Raw genomic sequence first — 23,233 nt, forward strand, 5'->3', positions numbered from 1 at the left:
GAGGGTCAGCCGCCGATTTTCTTGGGGTCAGGTTTGCAGTAGAGAGGTGGAATCTTGTTTTTCCGCCGTTCAGGAGCCCGTCATGTCGCTGCCCGACAAAGCCTTCCCCGTTTCCTGGGATCAGTTTCATCGCGACGCGCGCGCCCTTGCCTGGCGCCTGGCCGACGGCGACCGCGAATGGAAGGCGATCGTCTGCATCACGCGCGGCGGCCTCGTGCCGGCTGCCGTCATTTCGCGTGAACTCAACATCCGCCTCATCGAGACCGTCTGCGTCGCCTCCTACCACGACTATGTCTCGCAGGGGGAAATGCACGTCCTGAAGGGCATCTCGCCGGAACTGACCCAGCAGGGCGGCGAAGGCATCCTCATCGTCGACGACCTCACCGATACCGGCAAGACCGCAGCCCAGGTACGCGCCATGCTGCCGAAGGCGCATTTCGCCGCCGTTTACGCCAAGCCGAAGGGCCGTCCGCTGGTCGATACCTTCGTGACCGAGGTCAGCCAGGACACCTGGATCTATTTCCCCTGGGATATGGGCTTCACCTACCAGGAACCTATTGCAAAGGGCTCGCGCGGATAGGCCACCGCCTACCCTGACGCCGCGCCGAGCGCGGCCTGCTCCGTTTCAAGCCGGCGCATGTGCCTACATGCCGCCGGCTTTTCCTTGCCTGCGCATGGCTGGCGGACGGCAGGATAGAATCACCTTATCCACGGATCACATCGCGGTCGTCATGGCCATCCCGAAAGTCGTGGCGGAGAAAAATCCTGTGTTTTCATCCCTCATTTCTTCTTGTTTTCCACAACGGTCTGGCCGCCGCCCTGCCCTTTTCACCGGAACCGCCTGAGTTTTCAGGCGTTCGGCACTGTCCCCATTTTCCACAGCCGGGAGGCACAAGATATGGGGTTCAAACTTCGTTCACAAACCAGCCCTTGACGAGAATCAGGCAGATGGGGTTAATGAAAACCAAGGTTGCGGCGGCGCCTGAACCGTAAGTCACGAGGTCGGTTCTCATCACGAAAATCGCGTTTATGCGCATGTGGCCGGGCGGTAGGTCCGCTCGCCGCAGGGGTATTTCGCGCGTCCGTTTTCTGGTGCGCCAAAGTTTCCTGAACCACTGGCATAAAGAAACTGTTAATACTATATTTAGCGTTTGCAGCCAGAATAAGCACAAGATACAGGAATACCCGAGATCAATCGGGTTTCCCACACGGACTGGAAGATCGGGGCTGGCTGCAGGGACATTGCGGCCTGGCGGGGATTATTTTTGCCCTGTTTTTGCGACAGGATGCGGCACAGAGGACAACGGACAATGCGTATAGAACGTCGTTTCACCAAACCTGGCCAGTCGGCCTATGCGGATATCGCGTTCCGCAAGGCCACCAGCGAGATCAAGAACCCGGATGGTTCCATCGTCTTCCGGCTGGCCGATATCGATGTGCCCCAGCAGTTCAGCCAGGTCGCAGCCGACATCCTGGCCCAGAAGTATTTCCGTAAGGCGGGCGTGCCTGCCCGGCTGAAGAAGGTCGAGGAAAACGACGTTCCGTCGTTCCTGTGGCGCTCCGTGCCGGATACCGAAGCCTTGAAGGCGCTCCCCGAGGGTGAGCGCTTCGGTTCGGAAACCGATGCCCGCCAGGTCTTCGACCGCCTCGCCGGCACCTGGACCTACTGGGGCTGGAAGGGCAAGTATTTCGCGACCGAGGAAGACGCCGCCGCTTTCAAGGACGAGCTCGCCTATATGCTCGCCACCCAGCGCGTCGCACCGAACTCGCCGCAGTGGTTCAACACCGGCCTGCACTGGGCCTACGGCATCGACGGCCCCGGCCAGGGCCACTTCTATGTCGATCCCTTCACCGGCAAGCTGACCAAGTCCAAGTCGGCTTACGAGCATCCCCAGCCGCATGCCTGCTTCATCCAGTCGGTCGAAGACGATCTCGTGAACGAGAACGGCATCATGGACCTGTGGGTGCGTGAAGCCCGTCTCTTCAAGTACGGCTCGGGCACCGGCTCGAACTTCTCGCATCTGCGCGGCGAAGGCGAAAAGCTGTCCGGCGGCGGTCGGTCCTCCGGCCTGATGAGCTTCCTGAAGATCGGCGACCGCGCGGCGGGCGCCATCAAGTCGGGCGGCACGACGCGCCGTGCGGCCAAGATGGTCGTGGTCGATATCGACCATCCTGACATCGAGGCCTACATCAACTGGAAGGTCAAGGAAGAGCAGAAGGTGGCGGCGCTCGTCACCGGCTCGAAGATCGTCGCCGGCCACCTCAAGGCCATCATGAAGGCCTGCGTCAATTGCTCGGCCGAAGGCGACCGGTGCTATGACCCGGCGGAAAACCCGGCGCTGAAGCGCGAGATCCGCGCGGCCAAGAAGTCCCAGGTTCCGGAAAACTACATCAAGCGCGTCATCCAGTTCGCGCGTCAGGGCTACAAGGACCTCGAGTTCACCACCTATGACACGGACTGGGATTCGGAGGCCTACCTCACCGTTTCCGGCCAGAACTCCAACAACTCCGTTTCGCTGAAGGACGACTTCCTGCGCGCCGTGGAGAATGACGGCGACTGGAACCTGACCGCCCGCAAGGACGGGAAGGTCATGAAGACGCTGAAGGCCCGCGACCTCTGGGAGCAGATCTCCTATGCCGCCTGGGCATCGGCCGATCCGGGCCTGCACTTCAACACGACGATGAACGACTGGCACACCTCGCCGGCCGCGGGCCCGATCCGCGCCTCGAACCCGTGCTCGGAATACATGTTCCTCGACGATACCGCCTGCAACCTCGCCTCGCTGAACCTGCTTCAGTTCAAGGATGCGGTGACCAAGAACATCAACATCGCCGACTATGAGCACGCCGTCCGCCTCTGGACCATCGTGCTGGAAGTCTCGGTCATGATGGCGCAGTTCCCCTCGCGCCAGATTGCCGAACGCTCCTACGAATACCGCACGCTCGGCCTCGGCTACGCCAATATCGGCGGCCTGCTGATGTCTTCGGGCATTCCCTATGACTCGACGGAAGGCCGCGCCATTGCCGGTGCGCTGACCGCGATCATGACCGGTGTGTCCTATGCGACCTCCGCCGAGATGGCGAGCGAGCTCGGTCCGTTCCCGAACTTCGAGCCGAACCGCGACAACATGCTGCGCGTCATGCGCAACCACCGCCGCGCCGCCTATGGCGAGACCACCGGCTACGAGCAACTGTCGGTCAATCCGGTTGCCCTCGTTCATGACGAGTGCCCGGACCAGACGCTGATCGTCCATGCCAAGGCTGCCTGGGACAAGGCCGTAGACCTCGGTGAAAAGCACGGCTACCGCAACGCCCAGACGACCGTGATTGCGCCGACCGGCACGATCGGCCTCGTCATGGACTGCGACACGACCGGCATCGAGCCCGACTTCGCGCTCGTCAAGTTCAAGAAGCTCGCCGGCGGCGGTTACTTCAAGATCATCAATCGCGCCGTTCCCGAGGCGCTCCGCACGCTCGGCTATTCGGAAAGCCAGATCGCCGAAATCGAGGCCTATGCCGTCGGCCACGGCAACCTGAACCAGGCACCGGCGGTCAACCCCGGCTCGCTGAAGGCAAAGGGCTTCACCGACGAGAAGATCGAGGCGGTCAGCGCCGGTCTCAAGGCGGCCTTCGACATCAAGTTCGCCTTCAACCAGTGGACGCTCGGCGCCGACTTCCTGAAGGAGACGCTGAAGGTTTCCGACGAGCAGCTCGCCGACATGTCCTTCAACCTTCTGGAGCATATCGGCTTCACGAAGAAGGAGATCGAGGCCGCCAACATCCACGTCTGCGGTGCGATGACGCTGGAAGGCGCGCCCTTCCTGAAGCCTGAACACCTCGCCGTGTTCGATTGCGCCAATCCCTGCGGCAAGATCGGCAAGCGTTACCTCTCGGTGGAAAGCCACATCCGCATGATGGCGGCCGCCCAGCCGTTCATTTCGGGCGCCATTTCCAAGACGATCAACATGCCGAACGAGGCAACCGTCGAGGATTGCAAGAACGCCTATATGCTCTCCTGGAAGCTCGCGCTGAAGGCCAACGCCCTCTACCGCGACGGTTCCAAGCTCTCGCAGCCGCTCAATGCCTCGCTGATCGAGGATGAGGACGACGAGGATGATGCCGTCGAGGCGCTGGTCGCAGCCCCAGCTGCCGCCCAGGCCGTCACGGTCACCGAAAAGATCGTGGAGAAGATTATCGAACGCGTCGTGCGCGACCGTGAAAAGCTGCCGAACCGCCGCCAGGGTTACACCCAGAAGGCCGTCGTCGGCGGGCACAAGGTCTATCTGCGCACCGGCGAATTCGGTGACGGCCGCCTCGGCGAGATCTTCATCGACATGCACAAGGAAGGTGCCGCCTTCCGTGCGATGATGAACAACTTCGCCATCGCCATCTCGCTGGGCCTCCAGTACGGCGTGCCGCTCGAGGAATATGTGGAGGCCTTCACCTTCACCAAGTTCGAGCCCGCCGGTATGGTCCAGGGCAACGACGCGATCAAGAACGCCACGTCGATCCTCGACTACGTGTTCCGCGAACTCGCCGTCTCCTATCTCGGCCGCCATGACCTCGCGCATGTCGACCAGTCGGACTTCTCCAACACCGCCCTCGGCAAGGGCATTCAGGAAGGCAAGACCAACCCGTTCTCGACCGGCTGGACGCGCGGCCACAAGCCGACGCTCATCCAGGGCGGCCAGTCGGGCGAACGTCAGCTCGCCGAGCCAAAGGGTGCGGCCACTGCCGCTCCGGCAAAGGCGGCCGCGACCGGCAACGTGACGGCTTTCGCCGGCAGCGCCGCCCGCAAGATCGAGCCGACGGTTGCGATCTCCACCAACGAAATCGTCGCCTTCAAGCGCGATTACGAGGAGCGCGCGGCCGAGCTGGCCGAGGAGATCGCCGAAGAGGTCGCCGGAGAAGCCGAACAGAGCGTGACTGCCCTCTTCTCCGACAAGGCCGCCGCCGAAGCGGCTTCCGCCAAGGCGGACGCCAAGAAGCTCGAAGCCGAACGCCGCATGCGCTCGATCGCCCAGGGCTATACCGGCAACATGTGCTCCGAGTGCCAGAACTTCACCATGGTGCGGAACGGCACCTGCGAGAAGTGCGACACCTGCGGCGCAACGAGCGGCTGCTCTTGATCTGACACCGATGACCGGGGCGGAAGAAGCGCCCCGGTCCTTGTTTAGCTCAGAAAGACATTCGCAATATAAAAAGGCCCGGCGCTATGCGTCGGGCCTTTCGTCTTGAAGCCTTGCCTTGAGGTCAGAACTTGACCTTAAGGGAGGTCGAAATGGCGGAAACCAGGTCGTTGTCGAAATCGTACGAGGCGCGACCATAGGTCTGACCATTGCGCACGATCGGGCCGGAAGAGCCGCTGGTCAGCAGGCCAAGGGCACCGGAAACACGCAGCTCGATGTTTTCGGTCGGCGTATAGGATACGCCGGCGCCGAGCGTCCAGGTATCGGTATGCGTTCCCAGGCCGGTGGAGACGCCGCGATCCCACGCCAGGCTGAGCGCGCCGCTCCACTGCTCGTTGAATTTATGGCCAACACCTCCCGAGACGGTCCAGCCATCCCGATAGAAGAGGTCAAGCGACGTTGCTTCCGTCGGACCGCGCGACGTGCAAGCGATGGCGCGTGTCGATTGCGGGCAGAACGACAGGCTCTGCAACTGGCTCCAGTCCGTCCATTTCACACCACCGAATACGAGCCAGCCAGGTGCTACGCCTGTCTGGAACTTGAACTCCAGAGAGTCCGGCATGCTCGCCGCCCCGAAAACGGGCGTGAGCCCGCCCGCAAGCGGGTTCCCACCCAAACCACCGGGAAGCTGCCTTAGATCAAGCGTGCCGGTGATGTTATCGAGATCGACCGCGCTGTTATAGACAAGACTCGTGCGCAACGCGTATTCTTCAATTTCGTAGGCGGCGCCGACACGCCAGCCCCAGCCATCGCCCTTCAGATCCAATCGCCCTACACCGCTGAACGGCAAGAACGCCGGCAGTTCTGCGGCAAGGCGCTCCTGAAAGCCTGAGACTTCCTGATAGAATGCGCCGCCGATGATGCGGAACTTTCCAGGCCCGGCATCAAAAGAATAGGAACATGTCGTCGCGTAATTATCGCTCTTGATCTTGGTCTCGATGTTTTCGTTCGCACCGACCCAGTTTCGGCCCTGATTGAGGTGTGCGCCCCACGGCTGCGAATAGTCGAACATGCAGTCGACCGCCTCGCCGATGCCGGCCTTGAAACCGATCCGGGGAACCCAGTACCCTTCCGTGGCGCGAACGCCGTTGCTCGGACGACCGGCATTCGTACCATCGAGCGGGTTCGTATCCCGCACATTGTTCAGCTTGCGCTGCGGATTGACGTAGGTCACGGATGAATCGATGACATAGTCTGACGGGTCGAACAGCAGGTCGATATTGTAACCGCCCCGTTCGAGGCCGCCCGCCTGTGCCGATGTGGCCGCCAAAAGCGTGGCGGCTGTCATGGCCCCGAGACCGAAATTATTCTTACGCATGCGCTCCTCCCCTGCGAATAGCGACGTGCGGAAAGTGCCCCCTCGCACACGCCTGTCCATGAAGACTATCGAAGACGACATCCGACTTGGCAAACCCCAGTTTTTCGCGGTGTTTTCCAGCGCAGGTCGCGAAATTACGTAAGTTTTTTCTGAAGCCCCTCACTATGCCGAGCCTCCGGAAAATCTTTCCAAGAATCACTTAATAATTCCTGAAATTGAGATGACCATTTCCGGAGAGCAGCGCAATGTCACATTTTTGATACAGCGTGGCTTTTGTGCCCGGTCCTCAAATACAAAACCGCGCCGAAACGGTTCGGCGCGGTTTCGCAACGGCGGCAATGGAGAATCAGCCGGCCTCGCTGACCCGCGAAAGCGCCAGGGCCAGGCTGGCGAGCTGCTGCTCCAGTTCGGCAAAGCGTTCCCGCTCCGCTTCGACGAGTTCGGGCTTGGCGTTTGCGACGAACTTCTCGTTCGAAAGCTTGCTCTCGATACGCGCCGCCTCGGCCTTCGCCTTGTCGATCGCCTTTTCAAGGCGCGCCTTTTCCACCGCAAGATCGATCAGGCTGCCGAGCGGCAGGCAGGCCGTGGCTTCGCCGACGACGATCTGGGCCGCACCCTTCGGTGCGGTGTCCTCAAGCAGGATTTCGGAGACCCGTGCCAGACGACGGATCGCCGAGTCGTGCGTGACCAGACGGCTTCTCGTCTGCGCGCTGGTGCCGACCATGACGAGCGGCGCCGTCGCACTCGGCGGTACGTTCATTTCGGCCCGCACCGAGCGGATACCGGAAACGAGGTCCACCAGCCAGTTGATCTCGTCGGCGGCCGCATCGTCGGCATAGGCCGGGGCCGGCCAGTCTGCGTGGCAGAGGAGACCGTCGCGGCTCTTGCCCTCACCGGCGGTATGCGCCCACAGTTCCTCCGTCATGAACGGCATGAACGGATGGAGCAGCTTGTAGATTTCCTCCAGAACATAGGCGGCGCAGCCCTGGGATTCGGCCTTGGCCGCCGCATCCTCGCCGCTGAACACCGGCTTCAGCAGTTCGAGATACCAGTCACAGAACTGGTTCCAGACGAAGCGGTAAAGCGTGCTTGCCGCATCGTTGAAACGGTAGGTCTCGATGGCCTCGGTGACGTCACGTGCCGTACGGGCGAGCTCCGTCAGGATCCAGCGGTTGATGGTGAGCGAGGCGGTCTCCGGCACGAATGTCGGGTCGCTCGTCACGCCGTTCATCTCGGCAAAGCGCGTGGCGTTCCAGAGCTTGGTGCCGAAGTTACGGTAGCCGGCGATGCGGGCCGGGTCGAGCTTCACGTCGCGCCCCTGCGCCGCCATGATCGCCAGCGTGAAGCGCAGCGCATCCGCACCGTATTCATCGATCAGTTCGAGCGGGTCGATGACGTTGCCTTTCGACTTCGACATCTTCTGCCCGTTCTTGTCGCGCACGAGGGCGTGCACATAGACGGTGTGGAACGGCTCGACCGGATTGCCGGCCTCGTCCTTCATGAAGTGCAGGCCCATCATCATCATGCGGGCAACCCAGAAGAAGATGATGTCGAAGCCGGTGACCAGAACATCGGTCTGGTAGTACTTTTCCAGCTCCTTCGTCTGTTCCGGCCAGCCGAGCGTCGAGAACGGCCAGAGAGCGGAGGAGAACCAGGTGTCGAGTACATCCTCGTCGCGCGTCAGGATCTCGCCCGGCGCAAAGTTCTCGAGCTTTTCCTCGACCCATGCCTTCCAAGGACCTTCATGGGCGATATAGTGCTGGATGGCAGCATGAAGCGCCTCTTCCTCGGTCTTCTCGACGAAGACCTGGCCGTCCGGGCCATACCAGGCCGGAATCTGGTGGCCCCACCAGAGCTGGCGCGAGATGCACCAGGGCTCGATGTTCTCCATCCAGTCGAAATAGGTCTTTTCCCAATTCTTCGGAACGAAGTTGGTGCGCCCCTCGCGGACGGAGGCAATGGCCGGCTCCGCCAGCGTCTTGGCGTCGGCGAACCACTGGTCGGTCAGCATCGGCTCGATGACGACGCCGGAGCGGTCGCCGAACGGCTGCATGATCTTCTTGTTCTCGACATAGGGAATGTCGTTGCCTTCGGCATCCTTGACGGTGACGGCAAGTCCCTCGGCATTGATCGCATCGACAATACGCTTGCGGGCCTCGTAACGGTCGAGACCGCGATACTCGTCGGGAACGAGGTTGATGTCATCAACCTCGGCCTCGGTGGGAACCGCACCCGTGCGTGCGATTTCCAGCGCCTGCGCCGCATAGAAGGCATAGGGTTCGCCATCATCGCGCATGGAAGCGCGGGTATCCATCAGGCGATAGAGCGGAATGTTGTTGCGGCGGGCGACCTGATAGTCGTTGAAGTCGTGCGCGCCGGTGATCTTGACCGCGCCCGAACCGAAATCCTTCTCCGGATACTCGTCCGTGATGATGGGAATCAGGCGGCGATGCTCTTTCGGGCCGACCGGAATTTCGCAGAGCTTGCCGACGATCGGCGCATAGCGCTCATCCGTCGGATGAACGGCGACGGCGCCGTCACCCAGCATGGTCTCGGGACGCGTCGTGGCGATCGAGATATAGTCGCGCTCTTCCTGGAAGACGACATTGCCTTCCTCGTTCTTCTCGACATAGGTATAGGTCGCCCCGTCGGCCAGCGGGTACTTGAAGTGCCACATATGGCCGTCGACTTCCTTGTTCTCGACCTCGAGGTCGGAAATCGCGGTCTCGAATTTCGGATCCCAGTTGACCAGCCGCTTGCCGCGATAGATCAGGCCTTCCTTGTAGAGCGAGACGAAGACCTCACGGACAGCTTCCGACAGGCCCTCGTCCATGGTGAAGCGCTCGCGCGACCAGTCGCAGGATGCGCCGAGTCGCTTCAACTGGTTGAAGATCAGCCCGCCGGATTCCGCCTTCCACTCCCAGACCTTCTCGATGAAGGCCTCGCGGCCCATCTCGCGACGGCCGGGCAGCTTTTCTGCGGCGAGCTTGCGCTCGACGACCATCTGGGTCGCGATACCCGCATGGTCCATGCCCGGCTGCCATAGCACGTCCTTGCCGCGCATGCGCTCGAAACGGACCATGATGTCCTGGAGCGTGTTGTTCAGCGCGTGGCCCATATGCAGCGAGCCCGTCACGTTCGGCGGCGGGATGACGATGGTGAAGGTCTCTGCGCCGGGTTCGGCGCCCTCGCCGGCGCGGAAGGCATCCGCGTCTTCCCATGCCTTGGCAATGCGCGGCTCGACCGCTGCGGAATCGTAATTTTTCTCAAGCATTTTGGTGCGTGGCCTGCTGTTTATCGGTGTGGTTTGTAAACCGGATGGCCGGCATGAAGTCAACAATATCAGAAGAAAAGCCACCCCGGGGGCCCGGCGCGGCTTAAATCGTTCCTATTTCGGGAGAGATGGGGCGATCAGCGGCGCGAGCCGCGCGCCACCCGTTCGATTTCCTCGCGCACGAGGCGCTCCACCAGCGTCGGCAGGTTGTCATCCAGCCATTCCTGCAGCATCGGACGCAGCATGTCCTCGGCGATCTCGTCGAAGGAACGGCGCGGGCCGGCATCGACCGCCTGCGCCAGCGCACCGAAGGAGAGCGCTACACGTTCGCCGACAGCCGGCGATACGAGTGCTGCAACATCCCTGTTGACCTCGGCCACGGTGGCCTCTTCCTGCCGGGCCGGCTGTACGTCAACAGGCTGAACAGGAGCGGGCTCAGGCTCGGACACCAGCGCGGGTGCCGATTCTTCGCTAGCGGGTTCCATCCGGGCAACGGGTTCTTCAACGGGCGTGAAGCGGCCGGCGCCGGCCGACATGCGGCTCGTGACCAGCGGGCTCTCCTCGCGGGAAACCGGCGACGGGACGACCGGATCGCTTTCGGCCGGTTCTCGGTGGGCAGCGACATGGCGCTCGGATGCGGCACGGACGCGCGCAGCGACATCCGCCAGCGAAAGCGCCGGCTGAGCGCCGTGCCCGGGCTCGCTGTGCCGGATCGGCTGGACGGGAGCAGGCTGCGGCTCTTCCATCCTGAACCGCTCGAGGACGGCGGGATGGTCCGGCAGCGCGGAATGGCTTTCCGTGGTGATGTCGAAACCGTCGTCCTGCGCATCGGGAGCAAGGTCCGGCTGGGCCTCGTTGTTCTCGATGATCTTGCGGATGGACGCCAGGATTTCATCCATAGACGGTTCACGCGCTACATTTGGCTGAGCCATTTCTATCCCCGTTCTCTCGCGGCGGCCGCGGCGTACAAGACGTGGCGGCCGAACCTGCCGAAGACCCTAGGCGAGTTCGCAGACGAACTAAATCGCCGCGAATCATGTGTCATCAGTGATGCACAGATTTGTTTACGCTGCCAAGGCCACGAGCGGGGCAATGCCCTGCCGCCCGGCAAAGAAAGAGCCCGCAACGGGTGCTGCGGGCTCCTCGAATCCTGTCCTGACAAATCTCGTCAGAAAACGAAATCCTTGGCCTTGCGGAAGCCCGGCAGCGGCTTCACCGCCGTGTTGAAGGCATAGCGCTCGGAAACATGGCCACCTTCCTTGATGTACAGGCGGGCCTGCGAGGCATTGCCGTAGCCTTCCACCACGACGAGGCGGCCGCCATCGCGCAGCTGCGCGAAAAGCGCGTCCGGGACGAACTCGACGGCGCCATGCACGAAGATCACGTCATAGGGGGCTTCACCCGCATAGCCGGCCTCGAAATCGCCGGTGACGACGGCGACATTGTCGTAGCCGAGGCGCGCGAGCGTTTCGGTCGCGGTTGCCGCAAGGTCCGCATCGCTTTCGAGGGCCACGACGGAGCTGCCCAGACGCGACAGGATGGCCGAGGCATACCCGGTGCCGCAGCCAACCTCCAGCACCACGTCGCTTGCCGCGATCTCGGCGAGCTGGATGAGCTTGGCGAGCGGCGACGGCTCCATCAGGTAGCGGCCGGGCGCTATCTGGATATCGTTGTCGATATAGGCGAGCGGCTTTGCGGCCGCGGGCACGAACTCCTCGCGCGCGACGGTCAGGAAGGCGTCAAGCACGTCGTGCGACGTCACATCCGTCGTACGGATCTGGTTGTCCACCATCTTCGTGCGCGCTGCTTTGTAGTCAATCATCTCTAGCCCTTGAAGTGAGACGGCGTGAACCGGCGCAAAGGCCCGGTCCCGTGCCGGATGCATCGCAGTTCTCTTAGTGCGCTTTCGGGCCGGGTGTCCAGTGGCGCAAGGCGATTGCGCGCAAAAACCGCGCCCTTTGCCGATGACGCCCTACCATGCCCGGATTGCAGCGATTTATCATGAACAATAGAGTCAACATATTATTGCCTCCCGCACCGTAAATGTCGTATTGGACACTCATGTTTTACGGCGCAAGCGCCGTGTCCCTGCCCCACCGGGCTCTTGAACTTGAAGATGCAAGAGGAATACGCCGTGCTGAAACGGTCTCGACTGCTTTTCGCGATCATCCTGATGGCGATCACCGCCCCGCATATGGTTCTGGCGCAGGCACAGACCCCGTCGGCCCAGACGGAAGGCCAGCCGGAGGCCGGCCAGAGCGAAGGCTCCACGCCGGCGGTTACGACGCAAACCACCACGCAGCCGGCAACGACGGACAATACGGCCCAAGCCGCCACCGAACTCGATGCGCTCGATGCCGACGAGGCCGCGGGTGAGGAGCGCCAAGCCGGCCTGCCGCACGATCTGTCGCCCTGGGGCATGTTCATGGCGGCGGATATCGTGGTGAAGGGCGTAATGCTCGGCCTCGCCTTCGCCTCCGTCGTGACCTGGACCGTGCTGCTGGTGAAGCTGGCCGAACTCGGTGCGGCTCAGCGCTCGGCGAGCCTCGCCGTTCGCGATCTCGTTGCCGCCCGCGGTCTGGCGGATGGCGAAGCGGCCGTCGGCCGCGGCGTCGTCGGTCGGATGACACAGGCGGCACGCGCGGAGATGAGTGCGTCGGAAGGCGTGCTCGATCATGTCTCCGACGGCGGCGTGAAGGAGCGCATCGCATCGCGTCTCGCCCGCATGGAAATCCATGCCGGCCGCAGCATCGCCAAGGGAACGGGCCTGCTCGCGACCATCGGTTCGACGGCGCCCTTCGTCGGCCTGTTCGGCACGGTCTGGGGCATCATGAACTCGTTCATCGGCATCTCGAAGGCCCAGACTACGAACCTCGCCATCGTCGCGCCCGGTATCGCCGAGGCGCTGCTGGCAACCGCCATCGGCCTCGTCGCAGCCATCCCGGCTGTCGTGATCTACAACTTCCTCGCCCGCGCCATCACCGGCTATCGCCAGAAGCTCGGCGACGCCTCGGCCGCGATCGAACGGCTTGCCAGCCGCGATCTCGACGTGCGCCGCGCCCACCGCCAGCACGCCCAGCGCGCCGCAGGCACCATCGCAAAGGTCGGGTGACGTCATGGCCAGCAAGATCAAGGAAGGCGGCGGCGACGATCTCGAGGAGAACAGCGAAATCAACGTGACGCCGTTCATCGACGTCATGCTCGTTCTGCTCATCATCTTCATGGTCGCGGCGCCGCTGGCCACCGTCGATATCAATGTCGACCTACCCTCCTCCGTCGCCCAGCCGACGCCCCGCGAGGACAAGCCGGTCTTCATGACGCTGAAGAAGGATCTCACGGTCTCCATCGGTAATGGCGAGATCGCGCGCGATAATTTCGGCCCCGAGCTCGATGCGGTGACCGAAGCCAACAAGGACACCCGGATCCTGCTGCGCGCCGACAAGAGCGTCGATTATGGCAGCGTCATGGATGTCATGAACCTGCTGCGCGCCGCAGGCTACGGCAAGATCGCCCTCGTCGGCCTGGAAGGCGCCCCAGCGCAATAAACGCATGAGGGGCACACCTGTGTGCGCCCCTCGCGAAAGCCCGGTCAATCCGGCGCTCTGCCGCTCAGGCGGCAGCCTTTGCCTTGGTGGTCGTCTTGTTGATGGCGGTGACGGCAAGGTTCGTGAGCTTGTTGTTCGTCGCCTTCTCCTGGTCGAGGATTTCGCTCAAGATCTTGTGCGCCTCGTCATGGCCGAGGTCCTTCGCCCACTCCCGCAACGAGCCGTAGCGCGCGATCTCGTAATGCTCGACAGCCTGACAGGCGGCCAGCAGGCCGGCGTCGAGAGCGGTGCCCTTGGCTTCCTTCATCAGGCCGTCGGCTTCCTTGATCAGCCCTTCGATGGCGTCGCACTTTTCGCCGGACGCCGTCTTGCCGATCGACTTGAAGACCTGCTCCAGCTTCTTGATCTGCTCCTTGGTCTCCGCAAGATGCTCTTCGGCCGCCTTGCGCAGCTCCGCACTGCCGGCGGCCTTCGCCACCTTCGGCAGAGCCTTGGTGATGGCGTTCTCCGCGTAATAGACGTCCTGCAGCGTATGTTCGAAAATGTCGGACAGCGATTTCATGGATTCCTCCTTCGAGCTAATGACGAGAAGAAAATCCATATGCGGCGGAAACGTTCCGACGCCGCGGCAAAATAGGTCGCAGCGCGACCATCCGATATCGATGCATGTTGAAGAAGAGAGTGGAGGCCTCGCCCGGAATCGAACCGGGGTGCAAGGATTTGCAGTCCTCTGCGTAACCACTCCGCCACGAGGCCGTCCGTTTGCTATAAAGCGAGTGGTGCCGGGCGTTTAGAACGAATTGAGAAAGGGCGCAAGGGGCTTCGCTGCGATTGCCATCCTTTTTTCATTATGGCTGCCCTTCCATCCGTTGTAGCAGGGCGTCGCTACCATACTCGCGCCGACATAGTCGATGCAGCACATTAAAAAGACCAATCTAATATATTGTTTTCCTTACAGGAATGTAATGTTATCATTCAGTTTTCGTTCATCCCGTTGGCAATAGGGTCTCCTCATCGACAACGAGGAACCACCACATGAAGCTTTTCACCCGCACGCTACTCGCCGCCGTCGCCCTGTCCTTTGCCGCCGCGCCGATGGCGCAGGCCCAGCAGCATGGCCATGATCGCAAGCCCGGTTATTCTTCCTCCTGGAAGAAGAACGACTACAAGAAGAAGCGGCCCCACTGGAACAAGGGCGAGCGCTACTCCGACTGGAAGCGCCGGCCTCCCGTGCGTGATTATCACCGCCACGGCCTGCGCAAGCCCGGCCGCGGCCAGCAATGGGTGAAGGTCGACAACACCTATCTCCTGCTGAGCGTCGCCTCCGGCCTGATTCTCGGCGTTGCCGCAGCCCGGTAAGCAGAACAAGACAAACGCCACCGTCGCCTTCGGCCGCGGTGGCGTTTTGACAGGTCAGCGCAAGAGCAGCGCCGTCCCGTAGAGCCCCAAGCCAAACACCGTATGGGCGAGCAGGTTGAAGATCCGCACTGTGTTGGCATTCGGCAGCCTGGAAGCGGCAACGCCTATGCCGAGGCCCGGCTGCAGCAGAAACCAGCCGGCGGCCACCGTGACAATCCCCCAGATCCAGGCCGGGAGGAAGGTGGGCGCGGCAAGCCAGCCCGGCCCGACCATCAGCACCAGCATCACACCGTAAAGAATGCCGACGGCATAATGAGCGATCCATCCCAGCGCGCGTTCATGGTCATAGGGCGCCGCGCGAGCGATATCGTCGTGAAAGACCGTGCCGTTTTTCAGATGCCAGAACCATCGTCCGACGGGCGCCCAGTTGGGTCGCGGCTGGCGGAAGACCTTCCACAACAGCATCACCCAGATATCCATCAGCAGCGTGGCGCCCGTCCCGATCAGGACGCCCTTCAGAACCAGTTCCATTCTTCCCCCACCACGATTGGCCCTCGCCACGATTTGGCTTCGTGTTTAGAGCAGGTTCGGATGGGAGAGGCAATGAAGCCTACCGGCGGCCGTCACGCCGCATCTTGCGCGTCGCCCACCAGACGGCAAAGCGGCGGCGCTGCCGGCGCACGAAATGGGAATCGTGGGAAAGGACAAGCAGGCCGAGCGGCAACATCCAGAAGCCGAGCACCGGCAGGAAGCCGAGAAGTCCGCCGATAATCAGAAGAACGCCGATCAGCGTTCGCATCCATCGCGATTCTGGCAATCTGATCCTGAGCGAACCGATGACGATCTCCCGGGTCCTGGGATCGATACCGAAATGCATGTTGGATTTTCGCGCGGACATTCACGGCTCATTTCTTGTAACGCCCGGAATACCAGGGCTCTTTCTCAACCCAGTTGGCGACTTCTCCACAATCAATCAAGCCCATTGCATTTTTTTGTCAAAAAGCGCTTGGCAAATCGATCAGGCATTTGTATTACGCGCTCACTCCGCAGCGAGCGGATGATCCCTGGTAGCTCAGCGGTAGAGCATTCGACTGTTAATCGACAGGTCGCCGGTTCGAATCCGGCCCGGGGAGCCAGATTCTGAAAGGGGCCGCGCTGTAAAGCGAGGCCCCTTTTTCGTTTCAGATTGATAAATATTGCGAGATGACACCATGGGGCACGCAAAGCCCCTCGGCGCCTGTCCGGTTTTATTCTCATCACCGCAGATTTTTAGGGTTACGCTTGATGTTCATCTGAAGTTCGTGGCGGCTGGCGAAGCGGCCGAGCAGCGTCAGCAGCTTGCGTTCCTGCGCCTTATCGACACCATTCTTCTGGCAGTGAGCTGCAACGTCGATGACGGCCCGGCTCTGTGTTTTACCCAACTGGCGATTGTCGATGTGGTGGGTCATGGCGGGCCTCCTCGTAAAGCTGACACCAGAAAACCGGTGACGCCGCACTTTGTTCCCGCCGGCTTTACATTTTAGGCGACCATGCCCGCGCCGGTCTGGCCGGCCGTGCGCACGGCGCCGTAATCGCGCTCGTGGCGGCTGCGGGATGCCCGGCTGCGCTCGCGCAAACCGGCGGAGGGGTCGCTGCGCAGCGCCTCCATCATGCCGTCGGCATAGGTGCCGGTCGCGATGTCGTCGTCCCTGTCGGGGCTGGACTGAAAAAATCCGAAAAACATGAGCGCTCCTCCTTCACGATCGAACTGGACATGCAACGGGCGACATTAAGATTGGTTTCAACGGGCCGCCCGATAGACGCAAAATTAACCATGTTTGCTAACAGGTCGTTAAAACGGTGTGCTTTTCCCGCGCGCTCGTCGCACGTCGTTGATCCACTCCAGGACGATTTTCGTATTGGTGTTTCGCCACATTGGCGTTAGCCTTCCGCGACATCGGGTTGGCAGAGGGGCAATCGATGATGACCAAAAACCTCACGGAAACGGCTTTTGCGGGCCAGGAGCGGCTGACGCGGGAGACGTTTGCAGAGCGCACGAAAGCTTTGCCTCTGCGCGCGCGCATGGTGCTGAAAGGACTTCTGGACATCGAGGCGGGCACGCTCGCCATGACGTTGCCCGCCGGGCAAGTCTTCGTGATCGAAGGCGAAAAGCCCGGCCCGGCCGCCGCCGTGACGCTCAACAACTGGAACCTTATTCACCGCGCCGTGAGCGGCGGCACGATCGGTGTCGCGGAAAGCTACATGGACGGCGACTGGGAAAGCCCCGATGCCGGCGCATTCCTCGAGCTCGTCCTTGTCAATCCGCAGGTGGGGCGCAACTATGCCAACGGCCCGCGCGGCCTCCTTCTTCTCGTCGAGAAATTCCGCCACTGGCTGAACGCGAACACGCGCCGCGGCGCGCGCCGCAACATCTCGGCGCATTACGACCTCGGCAACCAGTTCTATTCCCAGTGGCTCGATCCGACGATGACCTATTCGTCGGCGCTGTACACCAGCGGCGCAAACGACCTGACATCCGCGCAGGTCGCAAAATACCGTGCGCTGGCGGAGGCGACCGGTATCGGCCCGAAAGACCATGTTCTGGAGATCGGTTGCGGCTGGGGCGGCTTCGCCGAATTCGCAGCGGGCGAGATCGGCTGCACGGTCACGGGCCTGACGATCAGCCGCGAGCAACTGGCCTTCGCCCGCGAGCGCATCGCCAAGGCGGGCCTTTCCGACCGGGTCGAGCTGAAGTTCCAGGATTACCGCGACGAGAAAGGCACCTACGACCGTATCGTTTCCATCGAGATGTTCGAGGCGGTGGGCGAGAAGTACTGGCCAGCCTATTTCTCCAAGCTGCACGAATGCCTGAAGCCCGGCGGGCGCGCCGGCCTGCAGATCATCACCATCCTGCAGGAGGCCTATGCGGACTACCGCGCCAACCCCGATTTCATCCAGAAATATGTCTTCCCCGGCGGCATGCTGCCAACACGGGAGCATCTTGCCACGCTCGGCCGCCAGTCCGGCCTGTTCACCGCCTCCGACATGGGCTTCGGCCACGATTACGCCCGCACGCTCGCCGAATGGCGGCACCGCTTCTGGGCGGCGTGGGAGCGCATCGTTCCGCTCGGTTTCGACGAGCGGTTCCGCAAGCTTTGGGAGTTCTACTTCTATTATTGCGAAGCGGGATTTCGGGCAAAAAACATCGATGTGCGGCAGGTGGTCTATACACGCCCCCTCGCCTGACCATAACAGTGGAAAAAATCCCTCACGATGAGCGCTTGGCAGGAACAGGATTTCTTGCAAACCGACGGCTGCCGGCCGAAAAGACGCTTCCCACCAAGGCAAACCACATGCGAGGCTCGTCTGCCATGTCCATTCTTCCGTCTGTTCTGGATGCCATCGGCAACACGCCGCTGATCCGCCTCAAGGGGCCGTCCGAAGCGACGGGCTGCGAGATCCTCGGCAAGGCGGAATTTCTCAATCCCGGCCAGTCCGTGAAGGACCGCGCGGCGCTCTCGATCATCCGCAAGGCCGAAGCGGCCGGACAGCTGCGTCCGGGCGGCGTCATCGTTGAGGGTACGGCCGGCAACACCGGCATCGGGCTGGCGCTGGTCGCCCGCGCGCTCGGCTACCGGGCCGTGATCGTCATCCCAGAAACGCAGAGCCAGGAAAAGAAGGACGCCATTCGCGGGCTCGGCGCAGAGCTCGTCGAAGTGCCTGCTGTCGCCTACAAGAACCCGAACAATTACGTGAAGCTCTCCGGCCGTCTCGCCGAACAGCTGGCGAAGACGGAACCGAACGGCGCGATCTGGGCCAACCAGTTCGACAACGTCGCCAACCGCGCGGCCCATGTCGAGACGACGGCGCCCGAAATCTGGCGCGACACCGATGGCAAGGTGGACGGCTTCGTGTGCGCCGTCGGCTCCGGCGGCACGCTGGCGGGCGTTGCAGAAGGCCTGCGCGCGAAGAACCCGAACATAAAGATCGCCCTCGCCGATCCGAATGGTGCCGCCCTCTATAATTATTATGCCCATGGCGAACTGAAGTCGGAAGGCAGCTCCATCACCGAGGGCATCGGCCAGGGCCGCATCACGGCCAACCTCGAAGGCTTCACGCCTGACTATTCCTACCAGATCCCGGATGCGGAAGCCGTTCCACTCATCTTCGACCTGATCGAGAACGAAGGCATCGCTGTCGGCGGCTCGTCGGGAATCAATATTGCGGGCGCCATTCGCCTAGCGAAGGATCTCGGTCCCGGCCATACGATCGTGACGATCCTGTGCGACTATGCTAACCGCTATCAGTCGAAACTCTTCAACCCTGACTTCCTCGATTCGAAGGGCCTGCCCGTCCCGGGATGGCTGAAGGCGAAATCGGGGATCAAGGTCCCCTACCAGCCGGTCGAATAGGTCCCATGTCCATAGCCACCACTGCCCTGTTTCGCGACGATTTCTATCTTTCGACAAACGAGGCGGTGGTGACGGCGGTGCATGCCGATGGCGGCATCGAGCTGGACCAGACCTGCTTTTATGCCACGTCCGGCGGACAGCCCGGCGACACCGGCTTTCTGGAGCGCTCCGACGGCAGCCGCATCGCGCTCGGCCCGGCCGTGACCGGCGCCACCAAGGATATCATCATTCACCGCCCACTTGCCGACGAGCCCCTGCCCATCGTCGGCGAAACACTCGTCGCACATATCGATTGGGCGCGCCGTTACAAGCTGATGCGCATGCACGCGGCCTGCCACCTGCTTTCCGTCGTCTGCCCCTATCCCATCACCGGCGCGGCCGTCGGGGAGGACGAAAGCCGCGTCGATTTCGACATGGCGCAGACCATCGACAAGGACGAGGTGACGGAGAAGCTGATGCGGCTCGTCGGCGAAAACCACCCGATCTTCGTGCAATGGATCACGGATGCGGAACTGGCGGCCAATCCCGGCATTGTGAAATCCAAGAACGTGCGCCCGCCGACCGGCCTCGGCCGGGTCAGCCTGGTCTGCATCGGCGAGAATTCATCGGTCGACAGCCAGCCCTGCGGCGGAACGCACGTATCCGAGACGCAAGAGGTCGGCGCCATCTACATCGCGAAGATAGACAAGAAGGGCAAGGAGAACCGCCGGTTCCGCATCCGTTTCGGTGCGCCGGGTTCGGATGCCTGAGAGGAGGATTTGATGTCCAAGGAAAAGAGCAGGTTCGTCGTTTCGGCGGACTGGGTTGAAAAGCAGCTGGGCGCACCGGAGTTCCGCATCGTGGACGCCGCCTGGTATCTGCCCGCGCAGAACCGCAACGGGGCTGCCGAATATGCGAGCGGTCACATTCCGGGCGCCGTGTTCTTCGATCAGGACGTGATCGCCGATCATTCCAGCGGCCTGCCGCACACCATACCCTCGCCGGAGTTTTTTGCCGCCGAAGTCGGCAAGCTCGGCATTGCCGATACGGATACGATCGTAGTCTACGACGGGCCAGGCATCTTCACCGCGCCGCGCGTCTGGTGGCTTTTCCGGGTAATGGGCGCAAAAAACGTCTTCGTCATGGATGGCGGGCTGGACGGATGGAAGAAGGAGGGACGGCCGCTCCAGACGGACCTGCCGGAACCCGCCCCCGCCGTCTTCCACACCAATTTCAATCCCTATGCCGTCACCTCTTTCGAGGAAATGCGCGGGATCGTGACGACGCGTGCGCGCCAGGTCGCCGATGCGCGTGGAGCGGGCCGGTTCACCGGCGAGGAAGCCGAACCGCGTGCCGGCATGCGCTCGGGCCATATGCCGGGCGCGAAGAACATGCCGTCGGGCACGTTCTCGGTCGATGGTCATTTCAAGGATATCGATCAACTCCGGACGCTTTTCGAGGACGCGGGGATAGATCTGTCCAAGCCTGTCGTAACCAGCTGCGGGTCGGGCGTGACGGCCGCGATCATCACGCTGGCGCTGCATTCGCTCGGCCATGAGGACAACACGCTGTATGACGGCTCCTGGTCGCAATGGGGCGGACGCGAAGATACGCCTGTCGTGACGGGGAAAGACTGACCATGGCACGGAAAGTCACGCCCGCGCCCATCGCGGTTCATATTACCGCCCTCGAAATGACCGCGCCGCCGAAGCAGAGCCTGCCGGTGCCCGTCAATGTGCACACGGCCATCCTCAACGCGCCGGACATTCCGCTCGCCTTCTACCGTTTCCTCTATCGGCAGGTCGGCAGCCGCTGGCATTGGGTCGATCGGCTGCGCATGGACGACGCGACGCTGACGGCGACGCTGCATGACAAGCGCAACAGCGTGACCGTGCTCTATGTGAACGGCGCGCCGGCTGGCTTCTTCGAGCTCCTCCAGATCGACGCCGATGTCGTCGAGCTCACCCATTTCGGCCTGTTCGAACACGCGCTCGGGCTTGGCATCGGCAAATGGTTCCTGCTGCAGACGCTTTATGCCGCCTGGACGCTGGGGCCGAAACGCGTCAGCGTCACCACGAACAATCTCGACCATCCGCGCGCGCTCCAGCTCTACCAGATGTTCGGCTTCTCGCCTGTGGGCACTGAGGATGCGCAGCTCGTCCCGCTCTCGGATGCTGAACTGCTTGAGCTTGCCAAACGCGACTGTCTCCCGCCCGCGTGATGGGCGCAGCGCAACCTGCGGAAGACACAATGCGCTTGCCCGCCGGGCGTTAAGCAATCTGAACGGGAGATAAAAGCGGGGTTCAGCTCTGCTTCAGATCGACGATGGCATTTTCATGCCAACAGATGATCGAGCACTACAGGAGACAAGCATGCAACGCCGCGCCTTTCTGACCGCGCTTTCCGCCGCCTTCGCCGCCCCGGCCCTTTCGAGCCTTGCCTTCGCCCAGGAAACACCGTCGGCAGACGTCATCCTGCGCCGGCTCGATGCCGCTCCGACGCGGCGCATGCGCGAACAGGACCGCGTGACGATCCGCGAGTTCAAGCGCCGGCCGGACCTGCGTGGCGCCGCCCCTTCCATCAATATCCAGTCGATCAACTTCGCCTTCGGCTCTGCCGAAATCCCGCATTCGGAATATCGCAAGGTGCGGCAGATCGCGCGCGCCATGGAGCAGCTGCTGCGCCGCCGGCGCCATGCGGTTTTCCTCATCGAAGGCCATACCGATGCGGTCGGCTCCTTCGAATCCAACCAGATTCTGTCGGAACGTCGTGCCGAATCGCTGAAGCGCGTCCTCGTTCGCGAGTTCCTCATCCCCGCCCGCGCGCTTGAAACGGTCGGTTACGGCGAGGAATATCTGCTGGTGCAGACGCAGCTCGAGGAATGGCGCAACCGCCGCGTTACGCTGCGCCGTATCGACGAATTCGTCCGCTGATCGCATGGACGAACGCCAAAGGCCCGGATCGCTCCGGGCCTTTTCGTTTCATCGGGTAGCCGCGTCTTACGCGACGTTGAGCACCGCCTCCGGTGCGACGGATTCATAACCCAGCGCATCGGCGACGGGTCCGTTCGTGACGCGGCCCCTGTGCACGTTGAGGCCGGCACGCAGGTGCCTGTCCTCGGCAATCGCCTTCAGGCCCTTGTCGGCCAGTTGCAGGCCGTAATGCAGCGTCGCGTTGTTGAGCGCATGCGCCGAGGTGACCGGCACGGCGCCCGGCATGTTGGCGACGCAGTAATGCACCACGCCGTCGACCTCGAAGGTCGGATCGGAATGGGTGGTGGCATGGGAGGTCTCAAAGCAGCCGCCCTGGTCGATGGCGACGTCGACGATGACAGCGCCCTTCTTCATGCCCGACAGCATTTCGCGTGTCACGAGCTTCGGCGCGGCGGCACCGGGGATGAGCACGGCGCCGATGACGAGGTCGGCCGCAAAGACCTCCTCCTCCAGCGCATCGATCGTCGAATAGCGCGTGTGCACGCGGCCGCCGAAGAGATCGTCGAGCTGGCGCAGGCGGGGAATGGAGCGGTCGAGGATCGCGACATCGGCGCCGAGCCCCGCCGCCATCCGGGCGGCATGCAGGCCCACCACGCCGCCGCCGATAATGGCGACCTTCGCCGGCAGCACGCCCGGCACGCCGCCGAGCAGCATGCCACGACCGCCATTGGCCTTCTGGAGCGCGGTGGCGCCCGCCTGAATGGAGAGGCGTCCGGCGACCTCGGACATCGGGGCCAAAAGGGGCAGGCCCCCGCGATCGTCCGTCACCGTTTCGTAGGCGATGGCCGTCACGCCCGATTCCAGCAGGCCGCGGGTCTGTTCCGGATCCGGCGCGAGGTGAAGATAGGTGTAGAGGATCTGGCCGTCACGCAGCTGCGTCCATTCGCTCGGCTGCGGTTCCTTGACCTTCACCACCATATCGGACTTCTGGAAGATGTCGGATGCGGAGGCGACGATGCGTGCGCCTGCGGCGCGATAAGCATCGTCATCGGCGCCGATGCCGGAGCCCGCCCCGGTCTCGATGATCACGTCATGGCCATGGGCGACGTATTCGCGCACCGCGCCGGGCGTCAGGCCGACACGATATTCGTGATTCTTGATTTCCTTCGGACAGCCGACACGCATGCGCGTTCCTTCCCAGTCTGTTTCCGTTGCTCCTCCCGCCGTATCGGCGGATGTCCATGG

Annotated in this window: 20 protein-coding genes, 2 tRNA genes and 1 pseudogene; 12 read left to right on the forward strand and 11 right to left on the reverse strand. The window is 62.5% G+C overall.

Annotated elements, in window-relative coordinates; translation table 11 throughout:
* The first annotated feature begins 82 nt into the window (after window positions 1-82).
* Both gpt and K6301_RS07005 read left to right on the forward strand, forming a co-directional pair.
* Complete coding sequence (gene gpt, locus K6301_RS07000; protein WP_134649223.1) at window positions 83-580, forward strand: xanthine phosphoribosyltransferase; 498 nt, start codon at window positions 83-85, stop codon at window positions 578-580.
* A 730-nt stretch (window positions 581-1,310) separates the two neighbouring features.
* Window positions 1,311-5,129 carry a vitamin B12-dependent ribonucleotide reductase gene (locus K6301_RS07005; RefSeq protein WP_247220144.1) on the forward strand — a complete coding sequence of 1,273 codons (3,819 nt, stop codon included), beginning with the start codon at window positions 1,311-1,313 and terminating at the stop codon, window positions 5,127-5,129.
* 124 nt (window positions 5,130-5,253) lie between these two features.
* Here K6301_RS07005 and K6301_RS07010 read toward each other — a convergent pair whose 3' ends face one another.
* The 4 genes and pseudogenes from K6301_RS07010 to K6301_RS07025 all read right to left on the reverse strand — a co-directional run bounded on the left by K6301_RS07010 (window position 5,254) and on the right by K6301_RS07025 (window position 11,600).
* Window positions 5,254-6,507, reverse strand: a complete 1,254-nt coding sequence (locus K6301_RS07010) for an OmpP1/FadL family transporter (protein ID WP_247220146.1) — start codon at window positions 6,505-6,507, stop codon at window positions 5,254-5,256.
* A gap of 346 nt (window positions 6,508-6,853) precedes the next feature.
* Window positions 6,854-9,836 (reverse strand): annotated as a pseudogene (locus K6301_RS07015) (valine--tRNA ligase).
* A gap of 82 nt (window positions 9,837-9,918) precedes the next feature.
* Entirely contained in the window at window positions 9,919-10,713 is a 795-nt protein-coding gene (locus K6301_RS07020; RefSeq protein WP_247220149.1) for a PopZ family protein, read from the reverse strand.
* 236 nt (window positions 10,714-10,949) lie between these two features.
* Complete coding sequence (locus K6301_RS07025; protein ID WP_247220527.1) at window positions 10,950-11,600, reverse strand: protein-L-isoaspartate O-methyltransferase family protein; 651 nt, start codon at window positions 11,598-11,600, stop codon at window positions 10,950-10,952.
* Between the two features lie 315 nt (window positions 11,601-11,915).
* Here K6301_RS07025 and exbB point away from each other — a divergent pair, with 315 nt between their 5' ends.
* Both exbB and exbD read left to right on the forward strand, forming a co-directional pair.
* Entirely contained in the window at window positions 11,916-12,893 is a 978-nt protein-coding gene (gene exbB, locus K6301_RS07030; protein ID WP_247220150.1) for a tonB-system energizer ExbB, read from the forward strand.
* A gap of 4 nt (window positions 12,894-12,897) precedes the next feature.
* Window positions 12,898-13,326 (forward strand): TonB system transport protein ExbD, encoded by a 429-nt coding sequence (gene exbD / locus K6301_RS07035; RefSeq protein ID WP_247220152.1) that lies wholly within the window; start codon window positions 12,898-12,900, stop codon window positions 13,324-13,326.
* Between the two features lie 64 nt (window positions 13,327-13,390).
* Here the strand turns inward: exbD and K6301_RS07040 are convergent, their stop codons facing one another.
* Together K6301_RS07040 and K6301_RS07045 are read right to left on the reverse strand one after the other, a co-directional pair.
* Window positions 13,391-13,888, reverse strand: a complete 498-nt coding sequence (locus K6301_RS07040) for a YciE/YciF ferroxidase family protein (protein WP_247220153.1) — start codon at window positions 13,886-13,888, stop codon at window positions 13,391-13,393.
* A gap of 120 nt (window positions 13,889-14,008) precedes the next feature.
* Window positions 14,009-14,082, reverse strand: a tRNA-Cys gene (locus K6301_RS07045).
* 279 nt (window positions 14,083-14,361) lie between these two features.
* On the opposite strand from K6301_RS07045, the gene K6301_RS07050 reads away from it, so the two are divergent.
* Window positions 14,362-14,685, forward strand: coding sequence for an RcnB family protein (locus K6301_RS07050; RefSeq protein WP_247220154.1), 324 nt, complete (start codon window positions 14,362-14,364; stop codon window positions 14,683-14,685).
* Between the two features lie 54 nt (window positions 14,686-14,739).
* On the opposite strand, the gene K6301_RS07055 is transcribed toward K6301_RS07050, so the two are convergent.
* Together K6301_RS07055 and K6301_RS07060 are read right to left on the reverse strand one after the other, a co-directional pair.
* Window positions 14,740-15,216 carry a DUF2938 domain-containing protein gene (locus K6301_RS07055; RefSeq protein ID WP_247220155.1) on the reverse strand — a complete coding sequence of 159 codons (477 nt, stop codon included), beginning with the start codon at window positions 15,214-15,216 and terminating at the stop codon, window positions 14,740-14,742.
* A gap of 79 nt (window positions 15,217-15,295) precedes the next feature.
* Window positions 15,296-15,583: a hypothetical protein gene (locus K6301_RS07060; RefSeq protein WP_247220156.1), complete on the reverse strand. Its 288-nt coding sequence runs from the start codon at window positions 15,581-15,583 to the stop codon at window positions 15,296-15,298.
* 163 nt (window positions 15,584-15,746) lie between these two features.
* Here K6301_RS07060 and K6301_RS07065 point away from each other — a divergent pair.
* A tRNA-Asn gene (locus K6301_RS07065) sits at window positions 15,747-15,821 on the forward strand.
* Between the two features lie 120 nt (window positions 15,822-15,941).
* On the opposite strand, the gene K6301_RS07070 is transcribed toward K6301_RS07065, so the two are convergent.
* Both K6301_RS07070 and K6301_RS07075 read right to left on the reverse strand, forming a co-directional pair.
* Window positions 15,942-16,133, reverse strand: coding sequence for a hypothetical protein (locus K6301_RS07070; protein ID WP_247220157.1), 192 nt, complete (start codon window positions 16,131-16,133; stop codon window positions 15,942-15,944).
* Between the two features lie 71 nt (window positions 16,134-16,204).
* Entirely contained in the window at window positions 16,205-16,408 is a 204-nt protein-coding gene (locus K6301_RS07075) for a hypothetical protein (protein ID WP_247220158.1), read from the reverse strand.
* A 236-nt stretch (window positions 16,409-16,644) separates the two neighbouring features.
* On the opposite strand from K6301_RS07075, the gene K6301_RS07080 reads away from it, so the two are divergent.
* The 6 genes from K6301_RS07080 to K6301_RS07105 all read left to right on the forward strand — a co-directional run bounded on the left by K6301_RS07080 (window position 16,645) and on the right by K6301_RS07105 (window position 21,988).
* A complete protein-coding gene (locus K6301_RS07080) occupies window positions 16,645-17,910 on the forward strand; it encodes an SAM-dependent methyltransferase (RefSeq protein ID WP_247220159.1) in 1,266 nt (421 codons plus the stop codon).
* 125 nt (window positions 17,911-18,035) lie between these two features.
* Window positions 18,036-19,076, forward strand: a complete 1,041-nt coding sequence (locus K6301_RS07085) for a cysteine synthase A (RefSeq protein ID WP_134651855.1) — start codon at window positions 18,036-18,038, stop codon at window positions 19,074-19,076.
* A 5-nt stretch (window positions 19,077-19,081) separates the two neighbouring features.
* On the forward strand, window positions 19,082-19,825 hold the full coding sequence (locus tag K6301_RS07090; RefSeq protein ID WP_425475377.1) for an alanyl-tRNA editing protein: 744 nt from the start codon (window positions 19,082-19,084) through the stop codon (window positions 19,823-19,825).
* A 12-nt stretch (window positions 19,826-19,837) separates the two neighbouring features.
* A complete protein-coding gene (gene sseA / locus K6301_RS07095; RefSeq protein ID WP_247220160.1) occupies window positions 19,838-20,692 on the forward strand; it encodes a 3-mercaptopyruvate sulfurtransferase in 855 nt (284 codons plus the stop codon).
* A gap of 2 nt (window positions 20,693-20,694) precedes the next feature.
* Complete coding sequence (locus tag K6301_RS07100) at window positions 20,695-21,276, forward strand: GNAT family N-acetyltransferase (RefSeq protein WP_160872242.1); 582 nt, start codon at window positions 20,695-20,697, stop codon at window positions 21,274-21,276.
* A 151-nt stretch (window positions 21,277-21,427) separates the two neighbouring features.
* A complete protein-coding gene (locus tag K6301_RS07105) occupies window positions 21,428-21,988 on the forward strand; it encodes an OmpA family protein (RefSeq protein ID WP_134651861.1) in 561 nt (186 codons plus the stop codon).
* Between the two features lie 66 nt (window positions 21,989-22,054).
* Here the strand turns inward: K6301_RS07105 and ald are convergent, their stop codons facing one another.
* Window positions 22,055-23,173, reverse strand: coding sequence for an alanine dehydrogenase (gene ald / locus K6301_RS07110; protein WP_247220162.1), 1,119 nt, complete (start codon window positions 23,171-23,173; stop codon window positions 22,055-22,057).
* Between the last annotated feature and the right edge of the window lie 60 nt (window positions 23,174-23,233).

Origin of the sequence: Shinella oryzae (genome assembly GCF_023038235.1) — a bacterium.
Taxonomy (GTDB): Bacteria; Pseudomonadota; Alphaproteobacteria; order Rhizobiales; family Rhizobiaceae; genus Shinella; species Shinella sumterensis.

Excerpts from the sequence above, each read along its gene's own strand:
- K6301_RS07005 (WP_247220144.1), top strand. The coding sequence starts at position 1,311 with ATGCGTATAGAACGTCGTTTCACCAAACCTGGCCAGTCGGCCTATGCG.
- exbD (WP_247220152.1), top strand. The coding sequence starts at position 12,898 with ATGGCCAGCAAGATCAAGGAAGGCGGCGGCGACGATCTCGAGGAGAAC.
- gpt (WP_134649223.1), top strand. The coding sequence starts at position 83 with ATGTCGCTGCCCGACAAAGCCTTCCCCGTTTCCTGGGATCAGTTTCAT.
- K6301_RS07055 (WP_247220155.1), bottom strand. The coding sequence starts at position 15,216 with ATGGAACTGGTTCTGAAGGGCGTCCTGATCGGGACGGGCGCCACGCTG.
- K6301_RS07050 (WP_247220154.1), top strand. The coding sequence starts at position 14,362 with ATGAAGCTTTTCACCCGCACGCTACTCGCCGCCGTCGCCCTGTCCTTT.
- K6301_RS07075 (WP_247220158.1), bottom strand. The coding sequence starts at position 16,408 with ATGTTTTTCGGATTTTTTCAGTCCAGCCCCGACAGGGACGACGACATC.
- K6301_RS07070 (WP_247220157.1), bottom strand. The coding sequence starts at position 16,133 with ATGACCCACCACATCGACAATCGCCAGTTGGGTAAAACACAGAGCCGG.
- K6301_RS07020 (WP_247220149.1), bottom strand. The coding sequence starts at position 10,713 with ATGGCTCAGCCAAATGTAGCGCGTGAACCGTCTATGGATGAAATCCTG.
- K6301_RS07060 (WP_247220156.1), bottom strand. The coding sequence starts at position 15,583 with ATGTCCGCGCGAAAATCCAACATGCATTTCGGTATCGATCCCAGGACC.
- ald (WP_247220162.1), bottom strand. The coding sequence starts at position 23,173 with ATGCGTGTCGGCTGTCCGAAGGAAATCAAGAATCACGAATATCGTGTC.
- K6301_RS07105 (WP_134651861.1), top strand. The coding sequence starts at position 21,428 with ATGCAACGCCGCGCCTTTCTGACCGCGCTTTCCGCCGCCTTCGCCGCC.
- sseA (WP_247220160.1), top strand. The coding sequence starts at position 19,838 with ATGTCCAAGGAAAAGAGCAGGTTCGTCGTTTCGGCGGACTGGGTTGAA.
- K6301_RS07085 (WP_134651855.1), top strand. The coding sequence starts at position 18,036 with ATGTCCATTCTTCCGTCTGTTCTGGATGCCATCGGCAACACGCCGCTG.
- K6301_RS07010 (WP_247220146.1), bottom strand. The coding sequence starts at position 6,507 with ATGCGTAAGAATAATTTCGGTCTCGGGGCCATGACAGCCGCCACGCTT.
- K6301_RS07040 (WP_247220153.1), bottom strand. The coding sequence starts at position 13,888 with ATGAAATCGCTGTCCGACATTTTCGAACATACGCTGCAGGACGTCTAT.
- K6301_RS07100 (WP_160872242.1), top strand. The coding sequence starts at position 20,695 with ATGGCACGGAAAGTCACGCCCGCGCCCATCGCGGTTCATATTACCGCC.
- K6301_RS07090 (WP_425475377.1), top strand. The coding sequence starts at position 19,082 with ATGTCCATAGCCACCACTGCCCTGTTTCGCGACGATTTCTATCTTTCG.
- K6301_RS07080 (WP_247220159.1), top strand. The coding sequence starts at position 16,645 with ATGATGACCAAAAACCTCACGGAAACGGCTTTTGCGGGCCAGGAGCGG.